A 16,330-nucleotide genomic window follows, 5' to 3' on the forward strand; every position below is an offset into this window, starting at 1 on the left:
ATGGTCGTTCTCGCAACCAAACTGTACGTAGACGGAACTGCGCGCGAACGTGCCATCGATTCGCTCGATTCACTCGTGGCCAACGATCTCGGTGGCGTCGAGGTCGACTGGACGATCGGCGTTCGTGATGATGACTTTCCCTCGGTGACGATTTCGGGACCGGACGCGACGGTGGCTCGAAACGTGCTGGCCGATCGCTGGGGGACGATCACGCCGGACTTCGAATCCGGCGAAACGTACGTTGGAACACTCGATTCCTGGGATGCAGACGGAATCGTCCTCGATGTTGGCGACGGCGCGGAGCTTCCGGCATCGATCAGCGACAATGGGGGACTGCGTATCGAAACGGACCAGCTTGGGCTCGGACCAGGAACTCCCGAGCAGATCCGAACCCGCTTTGGACTCGTCCAGCATCTCGGTCTCGCGTTCGTCTACGACGAGCAGGAACCGCGCCTGGCGGACAAAACCCGAGATCGGCTGTTCGACTGGAGCCGCGGAGCAGGTCGGGTCAACGTAAACAGCGCGACCCGTGCCGAGGTCCGGGCAGCCGTCAATCGTGCTGGCCACGCCAACGATATCATCACCGTCGAACGGCAGGGCCTGCTCGAGCAGTCGATCGTCTGTACCGAAAACACTGATCCGCCGGGGCTACTCGCCGCCATCGGTGACCAGTTGCCGGCAGAGCTGCTCTGTATTGTGCCATGAAACGAACCCTCGCACTCGTCATTGTCGCGTTGCTCGCCGTTTCGGCGGGCTGTCTCTCGCTTGCCAACGCAGGTGACGAAGGCGATGGTGTCGCTCAGCTGTTCGGTGACGAAAAGCAGAGCAACGTCACATACGACTGGGAGACGGACACCGACGCGACGATCACGATCGGTGCCGACACCTACCGGTCGGTCTATAAACTCGATACAACAACGATCGAGCTGTACTATCGCGGAGAAATCGACAGACGACAGCCAGTCTCGGTCGAGGCAGTCCGCTATCGCTACTCGAATGGCACCGTCATCGACGATCATCCGAAGCTGACGACAGAATCCAACGATGACGTTACGACGATCACCGTGCCCGAAGCAAATGGCACCGTCGCGTTTCAGGCCCGCTCACACCGCAAGGAGTTCATCGCGCCGGTCTATCTCGGGAGAGAAAAGCCATCCTACGAGGTTATCCTCCCTCCAGACACGGATGTCAGCATCCCGGTAGTTAGCTCGGTCCATCCACAAGGTGCAACCACAACGACCGAAAACGGCCGTGTGCACATCCGCTGGGACGAGGTGACGACCAACTCGATCGCCATCAAATGGTATCTCACTCGCGATCTCTACATCTTCGCGGGGATTCTTGGTGCGGTGATCGTCGTTGGGTCGATCGGTATGGCCTACTACGTCATCACGCTCCGAAAGCTCCGCGAACAGCGCGAGCAGATGGAAGTCGAATCCATCGAGTGAGTTACTCACAGATCGCGTCCGCTTCGATTTCTACACAGAGCGACGGATCGATCAGCCGGTCAACCTCAACCATCGTTGCAGCCGGACGAATCGACTCGAACACGTCTGCGTGGGCCCGGCCAATCGCCTCCCAGTCGTCGATATTCGTAACGAACAGACGGGTCCGGGTTACGTCCTCGATTGATGCACCGATCTCCGTGAGTGCGTTCTCGATCTGATCGAGACAGCACAGCGTCTGTTCGTACGGACCGCCGTCGATCGGCTCGCCGTCCTCGTCCGTTGCGGTCGTTCCCGCCACGTGCACCACATCACCAACGCGAGTTGCTCGTGAATAGCCAACGGCCGATTCCCACGCAGTGTCGCTCGAAACGCGTCGTCGGGTCACAAAAGTCCTTCGAGCGAAGGGCAAAAAAGCGATCAGTTGCCAGCGTAGCCTTTCTCTACGTCCACGAGATCGTCACCGCCGACCGACGAGCGGAGGCTGTCCATCCCATCGTCACGATCGATGTGGAAGTTGGCCTCAACGAGTCCGCGAACGCGTTCGGTCTCTTCCGGACTGAGCGGTGGCGTTTCGGAGGCAGCCGCCCACTCGTCGATGTCGGCTGTCGTTCGGAACGTCGGTGTGACAGTTGCGACTTCGTCGTGGCTCAAGAGCCACTGGATTGCTGCCTGGCCCATGGTGCGCTCGCCATCGCGTTCTAGGAATCTGAGCGCATCGACTTTCTCCCAGCCGGTCTCGTACCACGCGTCTGGACGATACGCGCGGTGGTCACCCTCCTCGAGTTCTGTTGATGGGGTAACCTGTTCGTTGAGCAGTCCCGACGAGTGTGGCACGCGTGCGATCAGGCTCGTTTCGGTGTCTTGCTCGCGAATCTCGTCGATGAAATGCTGACCAGGAACCTGTTCGAACACGTTGAAGACGGTTTGAACCGCGTCGAACTCCTCTGCGACGGCGAATTCGCCTTCGGCAAGCCAGCCGATCGACGGACCCAGCGCGAGACCGACCGCTTCGACCCGACCCTCTTCGCGGAGCGTATCCAGCGTCTCGAGGACCCCAGGCGTTATTTCGCCAACGTTTGCGTTGTGCAACTGAAGTAGTTCGACGTGGTCAACGCCGAGTCGATCCAGCGATCGGTCGAATGCCGTGCGGAGATACTCCGGAGAGCAGTCCTTTGGCAGTTCACCGTGACCAGCCTGTGGATTGTTGTAGAAATCGTAGCCGATTTTCGTGCCGAGAGTGATTTCATTGCGAACCTCCCCCAGGGCCGCACCGAGTAGCTCCTCGCTGTTGCCGTGTCCGTACACGTCGCCCGTGTCGAAGAACGTAATATCCTGGTCGACGGCGTGCTGGACCATCTTGATCGCCTGCTCACGCGTCCGATCGCCCCACCAGTCCGTTCCCACGACCCACGCCCCGAAGCCAACTTCACTGACTTCGACGGCGCTCTTTCCGAGCGTTCGGTAGTGCATATTCGCAATTGGGCCCAGGCGCACTTATCCAGCCCGGTATCGTGTCCATCGAAGGGAACGTCTGCGGTGCGCCCCCAAATGGTACGCCGACGGAAACTTCTATGCCGCCGCACGTCGAATACGTTGGCATGACGAAACGTCACGTGTCGCTACCGATCGGCGCAGAAGAGGGGTTGCGAACCTTCATCGAGGAGGTTGACGAGCGGTTGGCCGGCTCGGAGGACACCTGTGATGTCGTCGAGGACGTGTTGATCGATCTATACGGTGATCGCGACGCGTACGAACGGTGGCAAAGCGGGGAGTCGATTTCGCCTGCAACCCGTGTACGGCTCCAGGGGTACGACCCGTGTAACTCGACGCTCGAAAGCGAGTATTACGCTGAAAAAGACGAAACGACCTTCCAGCACTCAAAGCATCTGCAGTGGCTCTGGCGACAGTTCGACGCGACGCCGATGGCCGACAACATCGAGTTTGCGCTCAGATTCCGACGGATGCTAGCTCGGCATTTGTTCGCCGACGTTGGCGAGGACGTTCGGATTTTCAAGGGAGTTACGTTCTCGTATGGACACAACATCACTATCGGAGACAACACCGTCATCCACGACGACGTGCATCTCGACGACCGGGGTAAGCTCACGATTGGCGATCGCGTGAGCATCTCGGATGACGCACACGTCTACTCACACGATCACGATGTTATCGATCAGACAGATGTGATTAACTATCACACCATCATTGAGAATGACGCCAGAATCACCTACGATTCGATGGTACGAGCAGGCGTTCGCGTCGGAGAAAACAGCATTCTCGCGGCGAAATCGATCGCCCAGCGCGACATTCCCGACCATCACATCGCGGCGGGAACGCCCGCGAACTCAATCCGTATCAAACCTGGCTGGGAGGACGTGGCAAAGCCCGTCGGAGAGATGATCGACAATCGTGACGAGCGGGTGATTCCCTCTACCGTCCCGGATGACGTGACGGTGTTCGATGAGTTCGGACGAACGCGGACACCGCCGACCGAATAACTTCCTGTAGTGGCTATGAACGCCCGTAGATGAACCGACGAACGTTCTGTGCGACTGTCGCAACGATGCCGGTGTTCGGGAGTGTCGGCTGTCAGACCAACGAAGACGACCAACCAACTCCCACAGATGGCACCACCGACGCACCCGAAATCACCGTCGAGACAGTCGTCGACGAACTGGTTGTTCCATGGGGAGTCACAGTCCGTGAAGGGACCATCTTCGTCACCGAACGGCCCGGCCGAATCCAGCGAATTGAGAATGAAACAGCCACACAGGTTGCCAGTCTGGAAGATTCTACCAGAACAGGGGGTGAGGGCGGACTGCTGGGGCTTGTGGCTCATCCAAACGATGGGAGCGTTGCCTACACGTATCAGACCTACGAGACAGATACCGGTCGAGCGAACAGAATTCTCCAACACGACATTTCTGATGGCTGGTCATGGACCGTCTTGTTCGATGGAATTCCCGGCGGAACGATCCACGACGGCGGACGACTGTTCATCCATGACGATGCGCTGTTTGTCACCACTGGTGACGCGAGTAACGCCGGTGGGGCTCAGAATCCAGACCGACTGAACGGCAAAATCCTCCGGCTGACACTCGATGGTGCGCCACATCCCGACAATCCATTCGACAACGCCGTATTCACCTACGGCCACCGGAACCCAGAGGGGCTCACACAACGAGACGGTGTTCTGTATACAATCGAACACGGCCCCGATGAAGACGACGAGGTCAACCGGCTCACTGCGGGTGGAAACTACGGCTGGCCGGAGAGAACTGGTGAGAGCGACAGTGAGGAGTTCGTCGATCCAGTCGTTACGTTTTCCGATATTATCGCGCCAGGCGGCGGCACGTTTTACGACGGCCCGCTAGGCAAGTGGCAGGGAGATCTGTTTCTTGGAACGCTGGCCGGCGAACACCTCCGGCGAATTCGACTCGACAACGACACGATCGTTGAAAATGAGCCCCTTTATGAGGGGGAATTCGGACGACTCCGAACACCGTTTATGGGACCGGACCAGCAGCTCTGTGTCACGACGTCGAACCGGGATGGCCGAGGAAACCCAAACGCAACTGATGATAAAATCATCAGGCTTCGAGCCAATCAATCATAAAATGATCCACGTATCGCTGCTTGAGCCAGTGTTACTGCCGGACGGTGCCGTCTGACACCGGGGGAATAGCAGCTATCTTTTCGAGGACCGAGTTCCCACCAACGGGATCGGTGGGGTCAAATGAGCAAGAGAGGGGGGAATGTCTCCTGCTCGGTACTGAACTCACAGCCATATTGTAAAATAGTTCCGGAACTATTTTCGTACATATATTAATATCGGGGAAAAACGCCTCAGTCGGTCAAAATCGAAGAATTATGCGCCTATGCCTGTTTGAGCAGCACCGTTGCAACGTGGGGTCGTTGGATTTTCAATCCCGCAACCGTGTACGTATCGTACCGAACGATCTCCTGATGGAGATACGCCTCTGGTGTGTCACACGCGTCACGGTTGAAATCTGCAGCGAACGACTCGATTTTGACGCCGTCTGCGTCAAACATTTCTTCACGCACCCAACCATCGCCAGTCTCACTGAACTGCAGCCACGACCCCCCCTCGAAGAACAATCGTGCGATGGAGTGGCCATCCTCGTCGGTCACGATCGAATGGGTGACGATCGAAGGTGGCCGTTCGACCGGTTCCCGTGGTGGGTCTGCAACGACCGTCTGTTTACACCATGGACAGGTGTACGTAGCGGTCGTTTCCTGGCGTTCGATGCGGTGAGCCTGTTGTGGAACGAACCCCCGATCACAGTTGGTGCAGTGACGGTCACGCTCTGTGTGACCCTCTGGTTCGACGACGAGCCCGTCACTCATCGTGATCACCAACGTTGTCACGCGGTATTCGAACGGTGTGATGCTCTGCTGCTCGGAGTTGCCCTATTGTGTTCATTGGTGAACGTGTTTCATCGGTTCGTTGTAGATGCCTCTGTATGCTATCCTATCGTTCTACAGACCGTCACGACAGGTGTGATCGGTGGTATGGCGTGTTCACAGCCCCGAACGCCACGCCCTCCCCGTCAGCGCCGCCCAGCACGGGAACGAATGTGGCGAACGGTATTACCAGCCGATCACACCTGGCCAGCGTGAGATGCGTTTCTCACCCGGAATCCAGCTCACTGCTGGCCGACGGTGTACAGCCGTTCGCTGTCAGAGCGGTATTGTTCAGCTCACACTGCTCAACATTACAAGCCACCTACTTATAATACCATTATTATTTACCTCTCATTGGATTTGTTCATTTGTAGTGTGGAGTGTGGTTTGTTCACTCATCACCTGAGCAATTTGCTCAAGCATTGCTCGAAAAATCGATTCATAGGTAAACTACACATTAACAAAAATTAGTTTCATCTCAAGGAGACAGACTGGATTGAATGAACGTATTGGATCAAAATGTTAGCTATATTTGAGTGTATCCATCTGGATTGATAACGACCGATGATGGCGAGCTGAATGTATCGGTCACGCCTCTGTTTACATATCAATATGATTTCGTGAGGAGTGGGATTGTGATCACAGCTCACAGGTAGATATGCCTGCTATGTCGTATTTTTTATATCAATATAGTAAGTAATCAAAAGATATGTTTAAGACATAATCGTTTATTGTCTATTTTGATGTCCTCACATCGCCCTAGACTGCTGTCTATTGTTACATTCGTCGTAGCAGTAGGCGTAGTTACAGGTTTGGTGTGGACGGTTCCACACCACGCACAGGCAAACCCAATTCAGGAGCGGTTATCGCCTCCCTCTATCGAGGACTCCATCTCGCCAACTGATTCGGTGAGTGGATCGGTCGAGGGCATCGATAGTCTTGATGAATTATCAGCAGAGAATGGAGCGGAGTACGGTGACTGGTATGAGGTTTCAGTTGATGGGCCTGGGATGTTGGTTATCGAAGATGATAGCCAGGCAACGGTTATTGGAAATGTCATATCTGAGACAGGGACCAACGAGTTGTTCGTTGAGGCCGATTCTGGCCTGAACGATGGAGTTGACGACTCTGTCCGTGTGACCAAGGAGGGTACTTACTACGTGCAGATTGCGACAATCGAGGGGACACAGTATTCTGTGAACTTCGATTTCACGTCGGCAGATGATGATTCGAACGACGGTAATGAGGATACCCCAACGGATACTCCGACGGACACCCCAACGGACACTCCGACGGATACCCCAACGGATACTCCGACGGATACCCCAACGGACACTCCGACGGACACCCCAACGGACACTCCGACGGACACCCCAACGGACACTCCGACGGATACCCCAACGGATACTCCGACGGATACCCCAACGGACACTCCGGCGGACACCCCAACGGACACTCCGGCGGACACCCCAACGGATGACGACAGCGACGACGAGTCGGCAGACGACGACAGCGATGGCGCGGGTGACGATTCGGACAACAACACCGATGACGGATCACAAGATGAGTCAGACGATACCGAGTCGAACGACGACTCAAGTGACGAAGAGAAACCCTGCTAACTGAGCAGGACTGTCGGCACGATCCACCAGTCACCATCCCCACATTTGGGGATTGCACATTTTTTGGCAGAACGACCCACTCAGCACCGGTGAGCGGGCCGCTCAAAGGGAAACGACTGTTGGTGTGATCTTTGCGCGACCAATCACTTCCAAAAAACTCGCTCCTCACTGCGCTGGCCGGGAATTGAACCCGGGCTATGAGCTTGGGAAGCTCATGTCCTACCACTAGACCACCAGCGCGCGGACGTGTTCATTTGCCAGTCATTGCCCCTCCCACTTGAACGTAGCGACTCACGAGGCGCCAGAACGGTGTGAAGCGTCCATCCACCATCACACCAGACTCGCAACAGAGATAACTACCCCCACCGTGGCTGCGTAAAGAACGCTGCTGATCACCGTAACGCTACTGGAAAGACAGAAAGCGAGCACCCCAACAAACGCGAGGAGAAAAACCACCCCAGCACGGTGACCGTCGTTCTCAATCAGCGATGTTCCAAACGACATGACACCCTAAGAAAAAACATATTATATAAAAAGATTTTGGGAAGTTACACCATTTGGCACGGTTTTGCTTGGCGTTCTCCCCTGCGGTTCGAAGTCGATAATCAGCAGCAGAGCGATCGGGAACCACCTCGTGGGCAAGCACTGAGACACTCGCTTGTGATTCTGTAGATCGGGGGACCTCTCACTTATAAATCGTCTGAATGTTCAGTTATCAGAAGATAGGAGTTAAGCCCCCTTCCTCAACAAATGAGCGGAGTGAGTAGGTAGGGAAGGGATACAGTACTGCATAGTTCACTTACACGTTCGACGCTCGGCCCCCCATAATCGAAGTATTTAATACATATTCCATTCGGCACATACATATAGTAAAGCGGAAGCCAATCAACATCAGCGGTGACCAGGACGAGTGGATTCAGGGAATCGTCTGCATCTCTCTTCATTCAACCGCGATTAATTGGACGAACTCATAGATGAACTACAACTACCGGTACAGGCTCGACCCGTCCGACACTCACCGAGAGACGTTGGACCGGCATCGGGATCTGTATCGGCAAGTGTACAACCACTTTCTCTATCGTCTTAATCACAATGACGGGACGACGAAATACGGTGAGATCAATCAGCTCCCGTCGATAAAGCAGTGGTGGGACAACCTCACTGATCTGTATTCCCGAACGCTACAGAACGTCGTTGAGAGATTATACACCAACCTCTCACGACTCAAAGACGCGAAGGATAATGATCGTGCGGTTGGTCTACTCAAGTGGAAAGCACCGACCGAGTACCGATCGTTCACGTACCGACAGTCTGGGTTCGAGCTCAAGAACACGAGTGGCCAGACCGTCCTACGGCTTTCAAAGATCGGAGAAATACCCGTTCATTTCCACCGAGAGATCCCCGAGAACGCGACTATCAAACAGGTTACGGTGAAAAAGGAACCAACGGGAGAGTGGTTCGCCACATTCGGCGTCGAAACGCCCGAAGCTCCGTCAGAAAAACCTGAAAACCCTGAGAAGTGCGTCGGTATCGACGTGGGCATCCTGAAGTACGCTCACGACACCAACGGTACGGCGGTCAAGTCGCTCGATCTCTCGGACGAACGGGAACGGTTGGAACGTGCACAGCGTAACCTCTCGCGCAAGCAACACGGCTCCAACAACTGGGAGAAACAGCGGAAGGTCGTTGCTGAGCGTCACGCTGATCTCAAGCGAAAGCACCGCGACTTCCTCCACAAACTGTCAAACTATTACGCTCGGAAGTACGATCTCGTGGCGGTCGAAGATTTGAACGTATCCGGAATGATGCAGTTCGACTCGAGCTCACGAAACCGCGCATCCGCCGCATGGGGTGCTTTTCTCAGGATGCTCGAATACAAGTGCGAACGCGAAGGAACGCACTACGTTCCGGTTGAGCCGAAAGATACCACCAAAGCGTGTGCGGCGTGTGGTGTGAAAACCAACAAACAGTTGTGGGTCCGCGAACACTCCTGCCCGTCCTGTGGCTTTACGGCGGACAGGGACGCGAACGCCGCATGGAACATCCTTTCAAGCGGCCTCGAATACATAGGAGTGGGATACTCCGAATCAATGCCTGTGAAGACTGCGCTCCCTGTGGATACGCCTGTATCTGCAAAGCGCGTCATTGAAGCAGGAAGCCCCGCCCTCAAGGAACGAGCCGTGTCTGCGGCGAGTGAGTGGGGCGGGGTAGTTCACCGTTGCCAGACGCTGGACTATTAGTCACCGACGCCGTACAATCGGAGCATGGCCGACATCATGACGCTTCCTGAGGGCGACCGACCGATCGAACTGTCTCTATCACGCGATGAGCTCGACGCACACAGGGATCAAATCATCGCCTTCATCGAGTCTGTTGTCGAATCGGCCGGCGCAGATGGTGCTGTAATCGGGCTGTCCGGCGGGATTGACAGCTCCCTCACGGCCACGCTTGGGGCAAAGGCCCTTGGACCAGACCAGATCCACGGGCTCGTACTGCCAAGCGCCGTAAACCCCGACGAGAGCATGAGCGATGCAGAACGACTCGCCTCCGGTCTCGGCATCGAGTATGATGTGATCGAAATCGGCCCCATCGTCTCTGCGTTTTTCGATGCGTATCCTGCAGGGAAAGACGAACAGACGCCAGCGGGGAACGTTCGCGTTCGGACTCGTGCGGTACTGAACTACTTCGTTGCGAACACCGAGAACAAAATCGTGCTCGGAACTGGCAACCGAAGTGAAGCGTTGACGGGCTACTTCACGAAATACGGCGATCAGGCGGTTGACTGCAACCCAATTGGCAATCTCTACAAACAGCAGGTTCGCCAGCTTGCCGCCCACATCGGGGTCGAGGAGGCACTGATCGAAAAGCCACCGAGCGCTGAGATGTGGCACGGCCAAACGGACGCACAAGAGATGGGCGTGAGTTACGACCTGCTCGATGCGGTACTCGCCCTTCACATCGACGGGCCGCTTACTCGACGCGCTACCGTCGAAACGCTGGGAATCGAAGCCGCCGCCGTCGATCGAGTTCGTGAGCTGTATCAAGCGAGTGCGCACAAACGAGAGCTTCCTGCCGCGCCCGCGCCGATCGATCTCTAGCGATCCAGTTGCTGTAGCGAGCTGGCGTGCTGGGCAACGAGTGACGCGAACGCGTTTGCTTCACGCTCGTGTTGTCGTGAGCGATCGGACGGTCGCGAACCTGCTAGCAGCGAGTGGATGTGTTCGAGCGTCGTTGGATCGTGGGCCCCAATTTCTGCAACGACGGCTGCTGGATCGTCGGTGACACGAGAGAGCAGCCCAATCGAGCGAGCAGTCTCGGCTCCAATGGTGCGACCCGAAAGCGCCAGATCGAACGCCTGTGTCTGGCCGACGAGTTCGATGAGTCTCTGTGTGCCACCCCAGGCACCGAACAACCCGAATCTGACGCCCGGTTCGCCAAACGTTGCTCTGGGAGTTCCTACGCGGAGATCACACGCCAGAGCAAGTTCCATACCACCCCCGCGTGCGGGACCATCAACCGTGCCGACAACGATCGTGTCGCTCCGTTCGATCGCTGCACAGAGCTGTTGTCCTGCTCTTGCGAACCGGTAGGCAGGGTCGGTGTCACCCCTCGCAGCCGCACTGGCGAGCGTCTGGATCGTCTCGAAATCGGCTCCTGCAGAAAATGCCTCACCTGCACCACGGAGTCGAACGACCGGCGGTGGAGACGCCGTGATGGCACCAGCGAGCGACTCGAGTGCGGAGGGTGTGAGTGCGTTACGTTTGTCTTCTCGCCTGAGCGTGACCGTTCTGACTGGTCCGTCGTCGTCCGTCTGAATCACGTCTGAACGTGAGTCCAAAGGTCTTTGCCCGTTGCGAATCAATTTTTCCCTGATGGACGAAGCCGCTGCTGTGCGTAGCGCCGCGAGGGCGACAGTAGAGGATGTCGAGCCCGAGCGCCTCCGGAGTTCTCTGCTGGGCTTCATTGATTCAACTTCGTTGACGCCCGGTGTAGTGGCGTTGCTCACCGCCCGTCTCTGTTCGAACCCCGACGGCGACCATGAGCGGCCGGCCGCGGGCGTTCAGCTGATCTACAACGGACTCCGTCTCACGAAAGAGTTGGCTCACACGGAACCGTGGCTGGTCGATGGCCAACGAGAGCGAGGGAATATGGAGATTCTGGTGGCCGACGTGCTGGTGGCACGGGGCTTTTCGTTGCTTTCACACACCAGTGCAGGCACCGCTGCCGTTGATGTCGTCCGATCGTTCGGCCACAACGAAGCCAAAGAGTTCGAGGACGATCATACGACGCCAGAAGCAACAGAGCGTGCTCTCAAACGCGACGTGCTCGAACTCGCCCTGATCACTGGGACGAGCGTCGTCGATGAAGTTCAGTCGGCCGGAATGCACACGGATCTTCATCGCATCGCCACCGACCTCGTCGAATCCTGTGATGGGACTGGCTTTCCCGCACCCGAAACGTTTCTCTCAAACGGCGTTGCCGATCGGCTCACCCAGTCGGTCGCCGGCGCGTCCGTGGATTCGTGAATCGAAACGCCTAAAGACAGATCACGAATAACAGTGAGTACGGACGCAGAACACAGCCTGCCTGGGTAGCTTAGCGGTAAAGCGCGTCCTTGGTAAGGACGAGAGCCCGGGTTCAAATCCCGGCCTAGGCTTTCTCTTCCGGTTGCTGTATCTGATTCGTAAGATGTTCTTTGAACCAGTTAATGGAAACTTCACCATAGCTACGCGTGGGTCTAACCGTTCATCACCGGATTGTGACTCAGTATCTTTAACCGGAGGAGTGCGGGCTGATCATCCAGGATTCGAGTCCGTTACCTTCCACGTGTAGATACTTTCGGCACAGTAGTTCAACACGAGACTACAGCCGATGCCGATCAGATTCGCGATCGTCGGCCAGAGGTCAGCACCGTTTACAACGACGGTGATCGTCGTCTTCGTCGTGAGTCCCCAGAGAATCACGAACGCAACCGATAGCCCGCCAATCCTGACGAGATGCGACCGGCACCACCGACGACAGACGGCAAGCGGCGATGACTGTCCATCGCTGGCGAACGTGAACCGATCGTTCAACAAAAACATGAGCGAAATCGACAGCTCCGCACCGAATCCCTTAGCGAGAAGGGGTGGGAGCCCGTACATCGTGGTAACAACCAGGACGACGGCCGTCTCGGCGAGGGCACCCACGACGCCAATCGAAACGAACTGTCCGATCCGCCGGACCGAAAGCAGTGGTCCAAACCGACCCACGATCAGTCACCGCCTGTCGAATCCGTCGGCGAAACGTTCGATTCGATCGGTTCGTCGTCGGCCACGGAGGGTTCGATCGTGTTGAGTCGTCGTCGGATCGCAAATAATGCAGTTCCCATCTCATAGGTAGCCCCGAGTGGATCCACCGTCGAGCCGGGCTGGTCGTTCCAGCGAACAGGCACCTCTCGATGGGAAATTCCGAGCTGACCCGCCAGCCCAAGCAACTCGAGATCCCACGCGAACCCTGTTTCCGTGATCGACGGCCGAATTTGCTCCCATGCATCTGCCGTCAGCGCCTTGGCACCACACTGATAATCGTAGACACTGATTGGCAACAGCTGGCGGGCAAGCCAGGCGAATGAGTCACCCAGCCGTCGACGGAAACGCGTCTGGTGCGATTCGATCGTCGACGCCGGATGTCGACGGGAGCCGATCGACAGCTCGACCGCACCGTCACGAACTGGCGCTACAACTGCGTCGATCGAGGACGATGGCGTTGCTCCATCGGCGTCTGCAAACGCCAGGACGTCCGTCTCCAACGAGTCGAACCCATCCGTGATTGCCTGGCCCTTTCCACGACGCCGTCGAACGATCGTGTGGCTATCTGGCGTTTCGAGTGCTCCCGCTGGTGGCCCGTCGGGAGCGTCGAGTTCGACGTGAACCACGTCGGCCACCCCGGCCTGAAGATCCTGCACGTACGACGACAGCAACTCGTAATCCGGGTCGAAGGCGGGGATCACAACGCCAACGGAAAGGGATCGCTCTGAAAGAGACACAACTTAAATCGTTTTATTTCCATTTCAACTAAAAAATTTCTACTTTGGATCGCATGACATGGTGTCACCAGAGCGGTTTTAGTGCTCATTCCCCTGTCAGCACACATGCGAACCGTCGATATTGACGATTTTGCTGTGGGTACTGGCCATCAGCCGCGGGTTATGGGGGTGTTGAACATGTCGGTCGAATCGAACTGGGAGCCAAACGTTGCGTCGGCGTCGGCCGACGCAGCAACACTGGCGCAGGAAACGTTGATCGACAACGGCGCTGACATCGTCGATATCGGCTTACAATCTGCCAACCCGAAAAACGACTGGCAGCCGGTGGCAGTCGAACTCGACCGACTCGCAAAAGCGCTGGAGGTGATCGATCGAATCGGTCACGACGCGGCCGCGTTTTCGATCGAAACGCGCTACAGCGAGGTGGCAGACCGGGCGCTTGCTGGTGGATTCGATCTGGTGAACGATGTCTGTGGGTTTGCGGACCCGGAGCTTCCAGCGGTGTGTCAAGAACACGACGCGCCGGTGGTCAAAATGGCGAGTCCGCCATCAATCAAACAGCCGGGGCATCTCAAAACGATTGATGACGTATTCGAAGCCCTCGAACGTGGTGGCTTCACCGAGAAAACGATTCTTGATCCGGCGTTTGGTGGATGGTACGACGGACGGACATACGAGGACAATTGGGAGATGTTCCGTCGGTTGCGTGAGTTTCGGGCGTTTGGCCGACCGTTGCTCACGGCGACAAATCGAGAGGACTTTCTCGGCACGCTCGCCGGAAAACTCGAGAACGAAAAGCAACTGTTCGTCAGTCTCGCAGCTGCAACACTCGAAGTTGACCGTGGCGTCGACATCATTCGAACGCATGACGTGCCAGAAACCGTTGATGTCGTGGCAGTCGCTCACGAACTTCGTTCCGAACGCATTGAAGCCGATGATCCACGCATCGTCGAGCTACAACAGCTCTCGCGCCGTGAGCTAGAACGGTTCGAATCGAGGGCAGGCGTCGAGGACGGAACTATCTCCGGGGCTGCCCAGTACTGTTTCCAGCTCGAGGAGCTGACAGACGAGACACGCAAGGAGCTGCGCCAGTCAGTCAGCGAAACCGACGCCACCGTGCTCTCATTGGGGGAATCGGACGTTCTCGTTGGAGATCATGACGCGCTACGAGCGGCCGTCGAATCCCTTGAATCGGCCACACACGTCCCCAAATCGCTCGTGGGAACCGTACGCCGAGCACTCATTCGCTAATTCGTTGTCGTGAACGGACGAACGACAGACTCCAGACTGTGGGAACGCAGGCAAGCACCCGACACAAGAAATTTAGTGACTGTGTCGACTGTGGCAGATCACACATCGAAGGAGGTTCGCACGATCGACACAGGAGAAGGGCTGATTCCGTGGATTTCGCCGCTCAGAAAAGTCCATCCTCATCATTCATTCACGATTACAGGGGAATAACGGCAGAATTTTTAGCCTGACGACGGAACTTTTGGTATGGCTTCCGGTTACGATAGAGTTGAAGTTCCAGAGGACGGTGCACCCATCGAGGTCGTAGACCCGGCGACCGACGAGCTCGATGTTCCTGACAACCCAATTATTCCAATCATTTACGGCGATGGCATCGGAAGCGATGTCGGACCAGCTGCCCAGACGGTCCTGCAGGCCGCTGCCGAGGCGACCGGCCGTGAGATTCACTGGATGCGTCTGTACGCCGGCGAGTCGGCGCGCGAAAAATACGACGAGAACCTCCCTGCTGACACGGTCGAGGCGATGAAGGAGTTCAAGGTCTCAATCAAGGGACCACTGACGACGCCAGTCGGCGCTGGCTTTCGGAGTCTGAACGTCGCTCTCCGCAAGAAGCTCGATCTGTACACGAACATGCGTCCGACCTTCCATCTGGATGGCGTTCCATCGCCTGTCTCGCGTCCAGAGCAGATGGATATGGTGACGTTTCGTGAGAACACCGAGGACGTCTACGCCGGTATCGAGTGGGAATCGGGCACTGAGGGCGTCAAGAAAGTCCGTGAGTTCGTCGAATCCGAGATGGGCTACGACGACACGATGCATGACGGCCCAATCGGCATTGGCATCAAACCGATCAGCGAGTTCGGGACCAAACGGCTCGTCCGCAAGGCAATCGACTACGCACTCGAGCACGACCGCGATTCGGTGACGCTCGTCCATAAGGGCAACATCATGAAGTTCACCGAAGGCGCGTTCCGTGATTGGGGATATGAGGTCGCACAAGAGGAGTACGGCGATGAGGTCATCACCGAGGATACGCTCTGGGAAGAGCGTGACGGTGAACCACCAGAAGATGCCGTCGTCGTCAATGACCGCATTGCAGACAACATGCTCCAGCAGGTGCTCACGCGCACGTCACAGTACGACGTGCTCGCGCTTCCGAACCTCAACGGCGATTATCTCTCGGATGCGTGTGGTGCACAGATCGGCGGACTGGGCATCGCCCCCGGTGCAAACATCGGCGATGGCCTGTTCCTCGCCGAGCCGGTCCACGGAAGCGCACCGAAATACGCCGGGCAGGACAAGGTCAATCCGTCGGCGATGATCCTCTCGGGTCGCATCATGCTCGAATATCTGGGCTGGCACGACGCCGCAGAACTCGTTCGCGACGCACTCGAGAAGACGATCGCTTCAAAGCAGGTCACCTACGACATCGAACGCCAGATCAGCGGCGGCACAAAGCTTTCGACCAGCGACTTCGCTGGAAAAGTTGCCGAAACGATCCAGGACTTGGCCTGAACCGTCGGCACCGCTCAATTTTGCTTTCTGCGAAAATTTTG

At 56.7% G+C, this 16,330-nt stretch carries 17 protein-coding genes and 2 tRNA genes; 11 read left to right on the plus strand and 8 right to left on the minus strand.

The window, feature by feature from the left end:
* A complete protein-coding gene (locus JXQ78_RS08165; protein WP_330630280.1) occupies positions 1 to 705 on the plus strand; it encodes a DUF2110 family protein in 705 nt (234 codons plus the stop codon).
* Positions 702 to 1,448, plus strand: a complete 747-nt coding sequence (locus JXQ78_RS08170) for a DUF5803 family protein (RefSeq protein WP_330630281.1) — start codon at positions 702 to 704, stop codon at positions 1,446 to 1,448. Before JXQ78_RS08165 ends, JXQ78_RS08170 begins: the two co-directional genes overlap by 4 nt.
* A gap of 1 nt (position 1,449) precedes the next feature.
* Here the strand turns inward: JXQ78_RS08170 and JXQ78_RS08175 are convergent, their stop codons facing one another.
* Complete coding sequence (locus JXQ78_RS08175) at positions 1,450 to 1,833, minus strand: RidA family protein (RefSeq protein WP_330630282.1); 384 nt, start codon at positions 1,831 to 1,833, stop codon at positions 1,450 to 1,452.
* A gap of 32 nt (positions 1,834 to 1,865) precedes the next feature.
* Entirely contained in the window at positions 1,866 to 2,918 is a 1,053-nt protein-coding gene (locus JXQ78_RS08180; protein WP_330630283.1) for an aldo/keto reductase, read from the minus strand.
* A gap of 128 nt (positions 2,919 to 3,046) precedes the next feature.
* On the opposite strand from JXQ78_RS08180, the gene JXQ78_RS08185 reads away from it, so the two are divergent.
* Both JXQ78_RS08185 and JXQ78_RS08190 read left to right on the plus strand, forming a co-directional pair.
* Positions 3,047 to 3,946, plus strand: a complete 900-nt coding sequence (locus JXQ78_RS08185; RefSeq protein WP_330630284.1) for an acyltransferase — start codon at positions 3,047 to 3,049, stop codon at positions 3,944 to 3,946.
* 29 nt (positions 3,947 to 3,975) lie between these two features.
* Entirely contained in the window at positions 3,976 to 5,064 is a 1,089-nt protein-coding gene (locus tag JXQ78_RS08190) for a PQQ-dependent sugar dehydrogenase (RefSeq protein ID WP_330630285.1), read from the plus strand.
* 260 nt (positions 5,065 to 5,324) lie between these two features.
* Here the strand turns inward: JXQ78_RS08190 and JXQ78_RS08195 are convergent, their stop codons facing one another.
* A complete protein-coding gene (locus tag JXQ78_RS08195; RefSeq protein ID WP_330630286.1) occupies positions 5,325 to 5,816 on the minus strand; it encodes a hypothetical protein in 492 nt (163 codons plus the stop codon).
* Between the two features lie 872 nt (positions 5,817 to 6,688).
* Here JXQ78_RS08195 and JXQ78_RS08200 point away from each other — a divergent pair.
* On the plus strand, positions 6,689 to 7,495 hold the full coding sequence (locus tag JXQ78_RS08200) for a hypothetical protein (protein ID WP_330630287.1): 807 nt from the start codon (positions 6,689 to 6,691) through the stop codon (positions 7,493 to 7,495).
* Between the two features lie 169 nt (positions 7,496 to 7,664).
* On the opposite strand, the gene JXQ78_RS08205 is transcribed toward JXQ78_RS08200, so the two are convergent.
* Positions 7,665 to 7,735, minus strand: a tRNA-Gly gene (locus tag JXQ78_RS08205).
* 90 nt (positions 7,736 to 7,825) lie between these two features.
* Positions 7,826 to 7,999 (minus strand): hypothetical protein, encoded by a 174-nt coding sequence (locus tag JXQ78_RS08210; protein WP_330630288.1) that lies wholly within the window; start codon positions 7,997 to 7,999, stop codon positions 7,826 to 7,828.
* Between the two features lie 470 nt (positions 8,000 to 8,469).
* On the opposite strand from JXQ78_RS08210, the gene JXQ78_RS08215 reads away from it, so the two are divergent.
* Together JXQ78_RS08215 and JXQ78_RS08220 are read left to right on the plus strand one after the other, a co-directional pair.
* Positions 8,470 to 9,735, plus strand: a complete 1,266-nt coding sequence (locus JXQ78_RS08215) for an RNA-guided endonuclease InsQ/TnpB family protein (RefSeq protein WP_330630289.1) — start codon at positions 8,470 to 8,472, stop codon at positions 9,733 to 9,735.
* A 24-nt stretch (positions 9,736 to 9,759) separates the two neighbouring features.
* Positions 9,760 to 10,593: an NAD+ synthase gene (locus tag JXQ78_RS08220; protein ID WP_330630290.1), complete on the plus strand. Its 834-nt coding sequence runs from the start codon at positions 9,760 to 9,762 to the stop codon at positions 10,591 to 10,593.
* On the opposite strand, the gene JXQ78_RS08225 is transcribed toward JXQ78_RS08220, so the two are convergent.
* A complete protein-coding gene (locus JXQ78_RS08225) occupies positions 10,590 to 11,315 on the minus strand; it encodes an enoyl-CoA hydratase/isomerase family protein (RefSeq protein ID WP_330630291.1) in 726 nt (241 codons plus the stop codon). The two genes, JXQ78_RS08220 and JXQ78_RS08225, sit on opposite strands and share 4 nt — an antisense overlap.
* A gap of 52 nt (positions 11,316 to 11,367) precedes the next feature.
* On the opposite strand from JXQ78_RS08225, the gene JXQ78_RS08230 reads away from it, so the two are divergent.
* A complete protein-coding gene (locus tag JXQ78_RS08230) occupies positions 11,368 to 12,021 on the plus strand; it encodes a DUF7114 family protein (protein WP_330630292.1) in 654 nt (217 codons plus the stop codon).
* A gap of 59 nt (positions 12,022 to 12,080) precedes the next feature.
* Positions 12,081 to 12,152: transfer RNA gene (locus tag JXQ78_RS08235), tRNA-Thr, on the plus strand.
* Positions 12,153 to 12,291: 139 nt separating this feature from the next.
* Here the strand turns inward: JXQ78_RS08235 and JXQ78_RS08240 are convergent.
* Positions 12,292 to 12,747, minus strand: coding sequence for a GtrA family protein (locus JXQ78_RS08240; RefSeq protein WP_330630293.1), 456 nt, complete (start codon positions 12,745 to 12,747; stop codon positions 12,292 to 12,294).
* A gap of 2 nt (positions 12,748 to 12,749) precedes the next feature.
* Positions 12,750 to 13,523: a glycosyltransferase family protein gene (locus JXQ78_RS08245; protein ID WP_330630294.1), complete on the minus strand. Its 774-nt coding sequence runs from the start codon at positions 13,521 to 13,523 to the stop codon at positions 12,750 to 12,752.
* Between the two features lie 105 nt (positions 13,524 to 13,628).
* Between JXQ78_RS08245 and JXQ78_RS08250 the strand changes: the two genes are divergently transcribed.
* Both JXQ78_RS08250 and icd read left to right on the plus strand, forming a co-directional pair.
* On the plus strand, positions 13,629 to 14,774 hold the full coding sequence (locus JXQ78_RS08250; protein WP_330630295.1) for a dihydropteroate synthase: 1,146 nt from the start codon (positions 13,629 to 13,631) through the stop codon (positions 14,772 to 14,774).
* Between the two features lie 246 nt (positions 14,775 to 15,020).
* The gene (gene icd / locus JXQ78_RS08255) at positions 15,021 to 16,289 is read left to right on the plus strand and encodes an isocitrate dehydrogenase (NADP(+)) (protein WP_330630296.1); all 1,269 of its coding nucleotides are present in this window, start codon (positions 15,021 to 15,023) and stop codon (positions 16,287 to 16,289) included.
* Positions 16,290 to 16,330: the final 41 nt, after the last annotated feature.

The organism is Halocatena halophila (assembly GCA_027563145.1).
In the GTDB taxonomy this organism is placed as follows: Archaea; Halobacteriota; Halobacteria; order Halobacteriales; family Haloarculaceae; genus Halocatena; species Halocatena halophila.

What these genes read in the sequence shown, in the direction of transcription:
- icd (WP_330630296.1), top strand. Translation starts at nt 15,021, where the DNA reads ATGGCTTCCGGTTACGATAGAGTTGAAGTTCCAGAGGACGGTGCACCC.
- JXQ78_RS08230 (WP_330630292.1), top strand. Translation starts at nt 11,368, where the DNA reads ATGGACGAAGCCGCTGCTGTGCGTAGCGCCGCGAGGGCGACAGTAGAG.
- JXQ78_RS08170 (WP_330630281.1), top strand. Translation starts at nt 702, where the DNA reads ATGAAACGAACCCTCGCACTCGTCATTGTCGCGTTGCTCGCCGTTTCG.
- JXQ78_RS08210 (WP_330630288.1), bottom strand. Translation starts at nt 7,999, where the DNA reads ATGTCGTTTGGAACATCGCTGATTGAGAACGACGGTCACCGTGCTGGG.
- JXQ78_RS08190 (WP_330630285.1), top strand. Translation starts at nt 3,976, where the DNA reads ATGAACCGACGAACGTTCTGTGCGACTGTCGCAACGATGCCGGTGTTC.
- JXQ78_RS08165 (WP_330630280.1), top strand. Translation starts at nt 1, where the DNA reads ATGGTCGTTCTCGCAACCAAACTGTACGTAGACGGAACTGCGCGCGAA.
- JXQ78_RS08220 (WP_330630290.1), top strand. Translation starts at nt 9,760, where the DNA reads ATGGCCGACATCATGACGCTTCCTGAGGGCGACCGACCGATCGAACTG.
- JXQ78_RS08250 (WP_330630295.1), top strand. Translation starts at nt 13,629, where the DNA reads ATGCGAACCGTCGATATTGACGATTTTGCTGTGGGTACTGGCCATCAG.
- JXQ78_RS08180 (WP_330630283.1), bottom strand. Translation starts at nt 2,918, where the DNA reads ATGCACTACCGAACGCTCGGAAAGAGCGCCGTCGAAGTCAGTGAAGTT.
- JXQ78_RS08195 (WP_330630286.1), bottom strand. Translation starts at nt 5,816, where the DNA reads ATGAGTGACGGGCTCGTCGTCGAACCAGAGGGTCACACAGAGCGTGAC.
- JXQ78_RS08185 (WP_330630284.1), top strand. Translation starts at nt 3,047, where the DNA reads ATGACGAAACGTCACGTGTCGCTACCGATCGGCGCAGAAGAGGGGTTG.
- JXQ78_RS08215 (WP_330630289.1), top strand. Translation starts at nt 8,470, where the DNA reads ATGAACTACAACTACCGGTACAGGCTCGACCCGTCCGACACTCACCGA.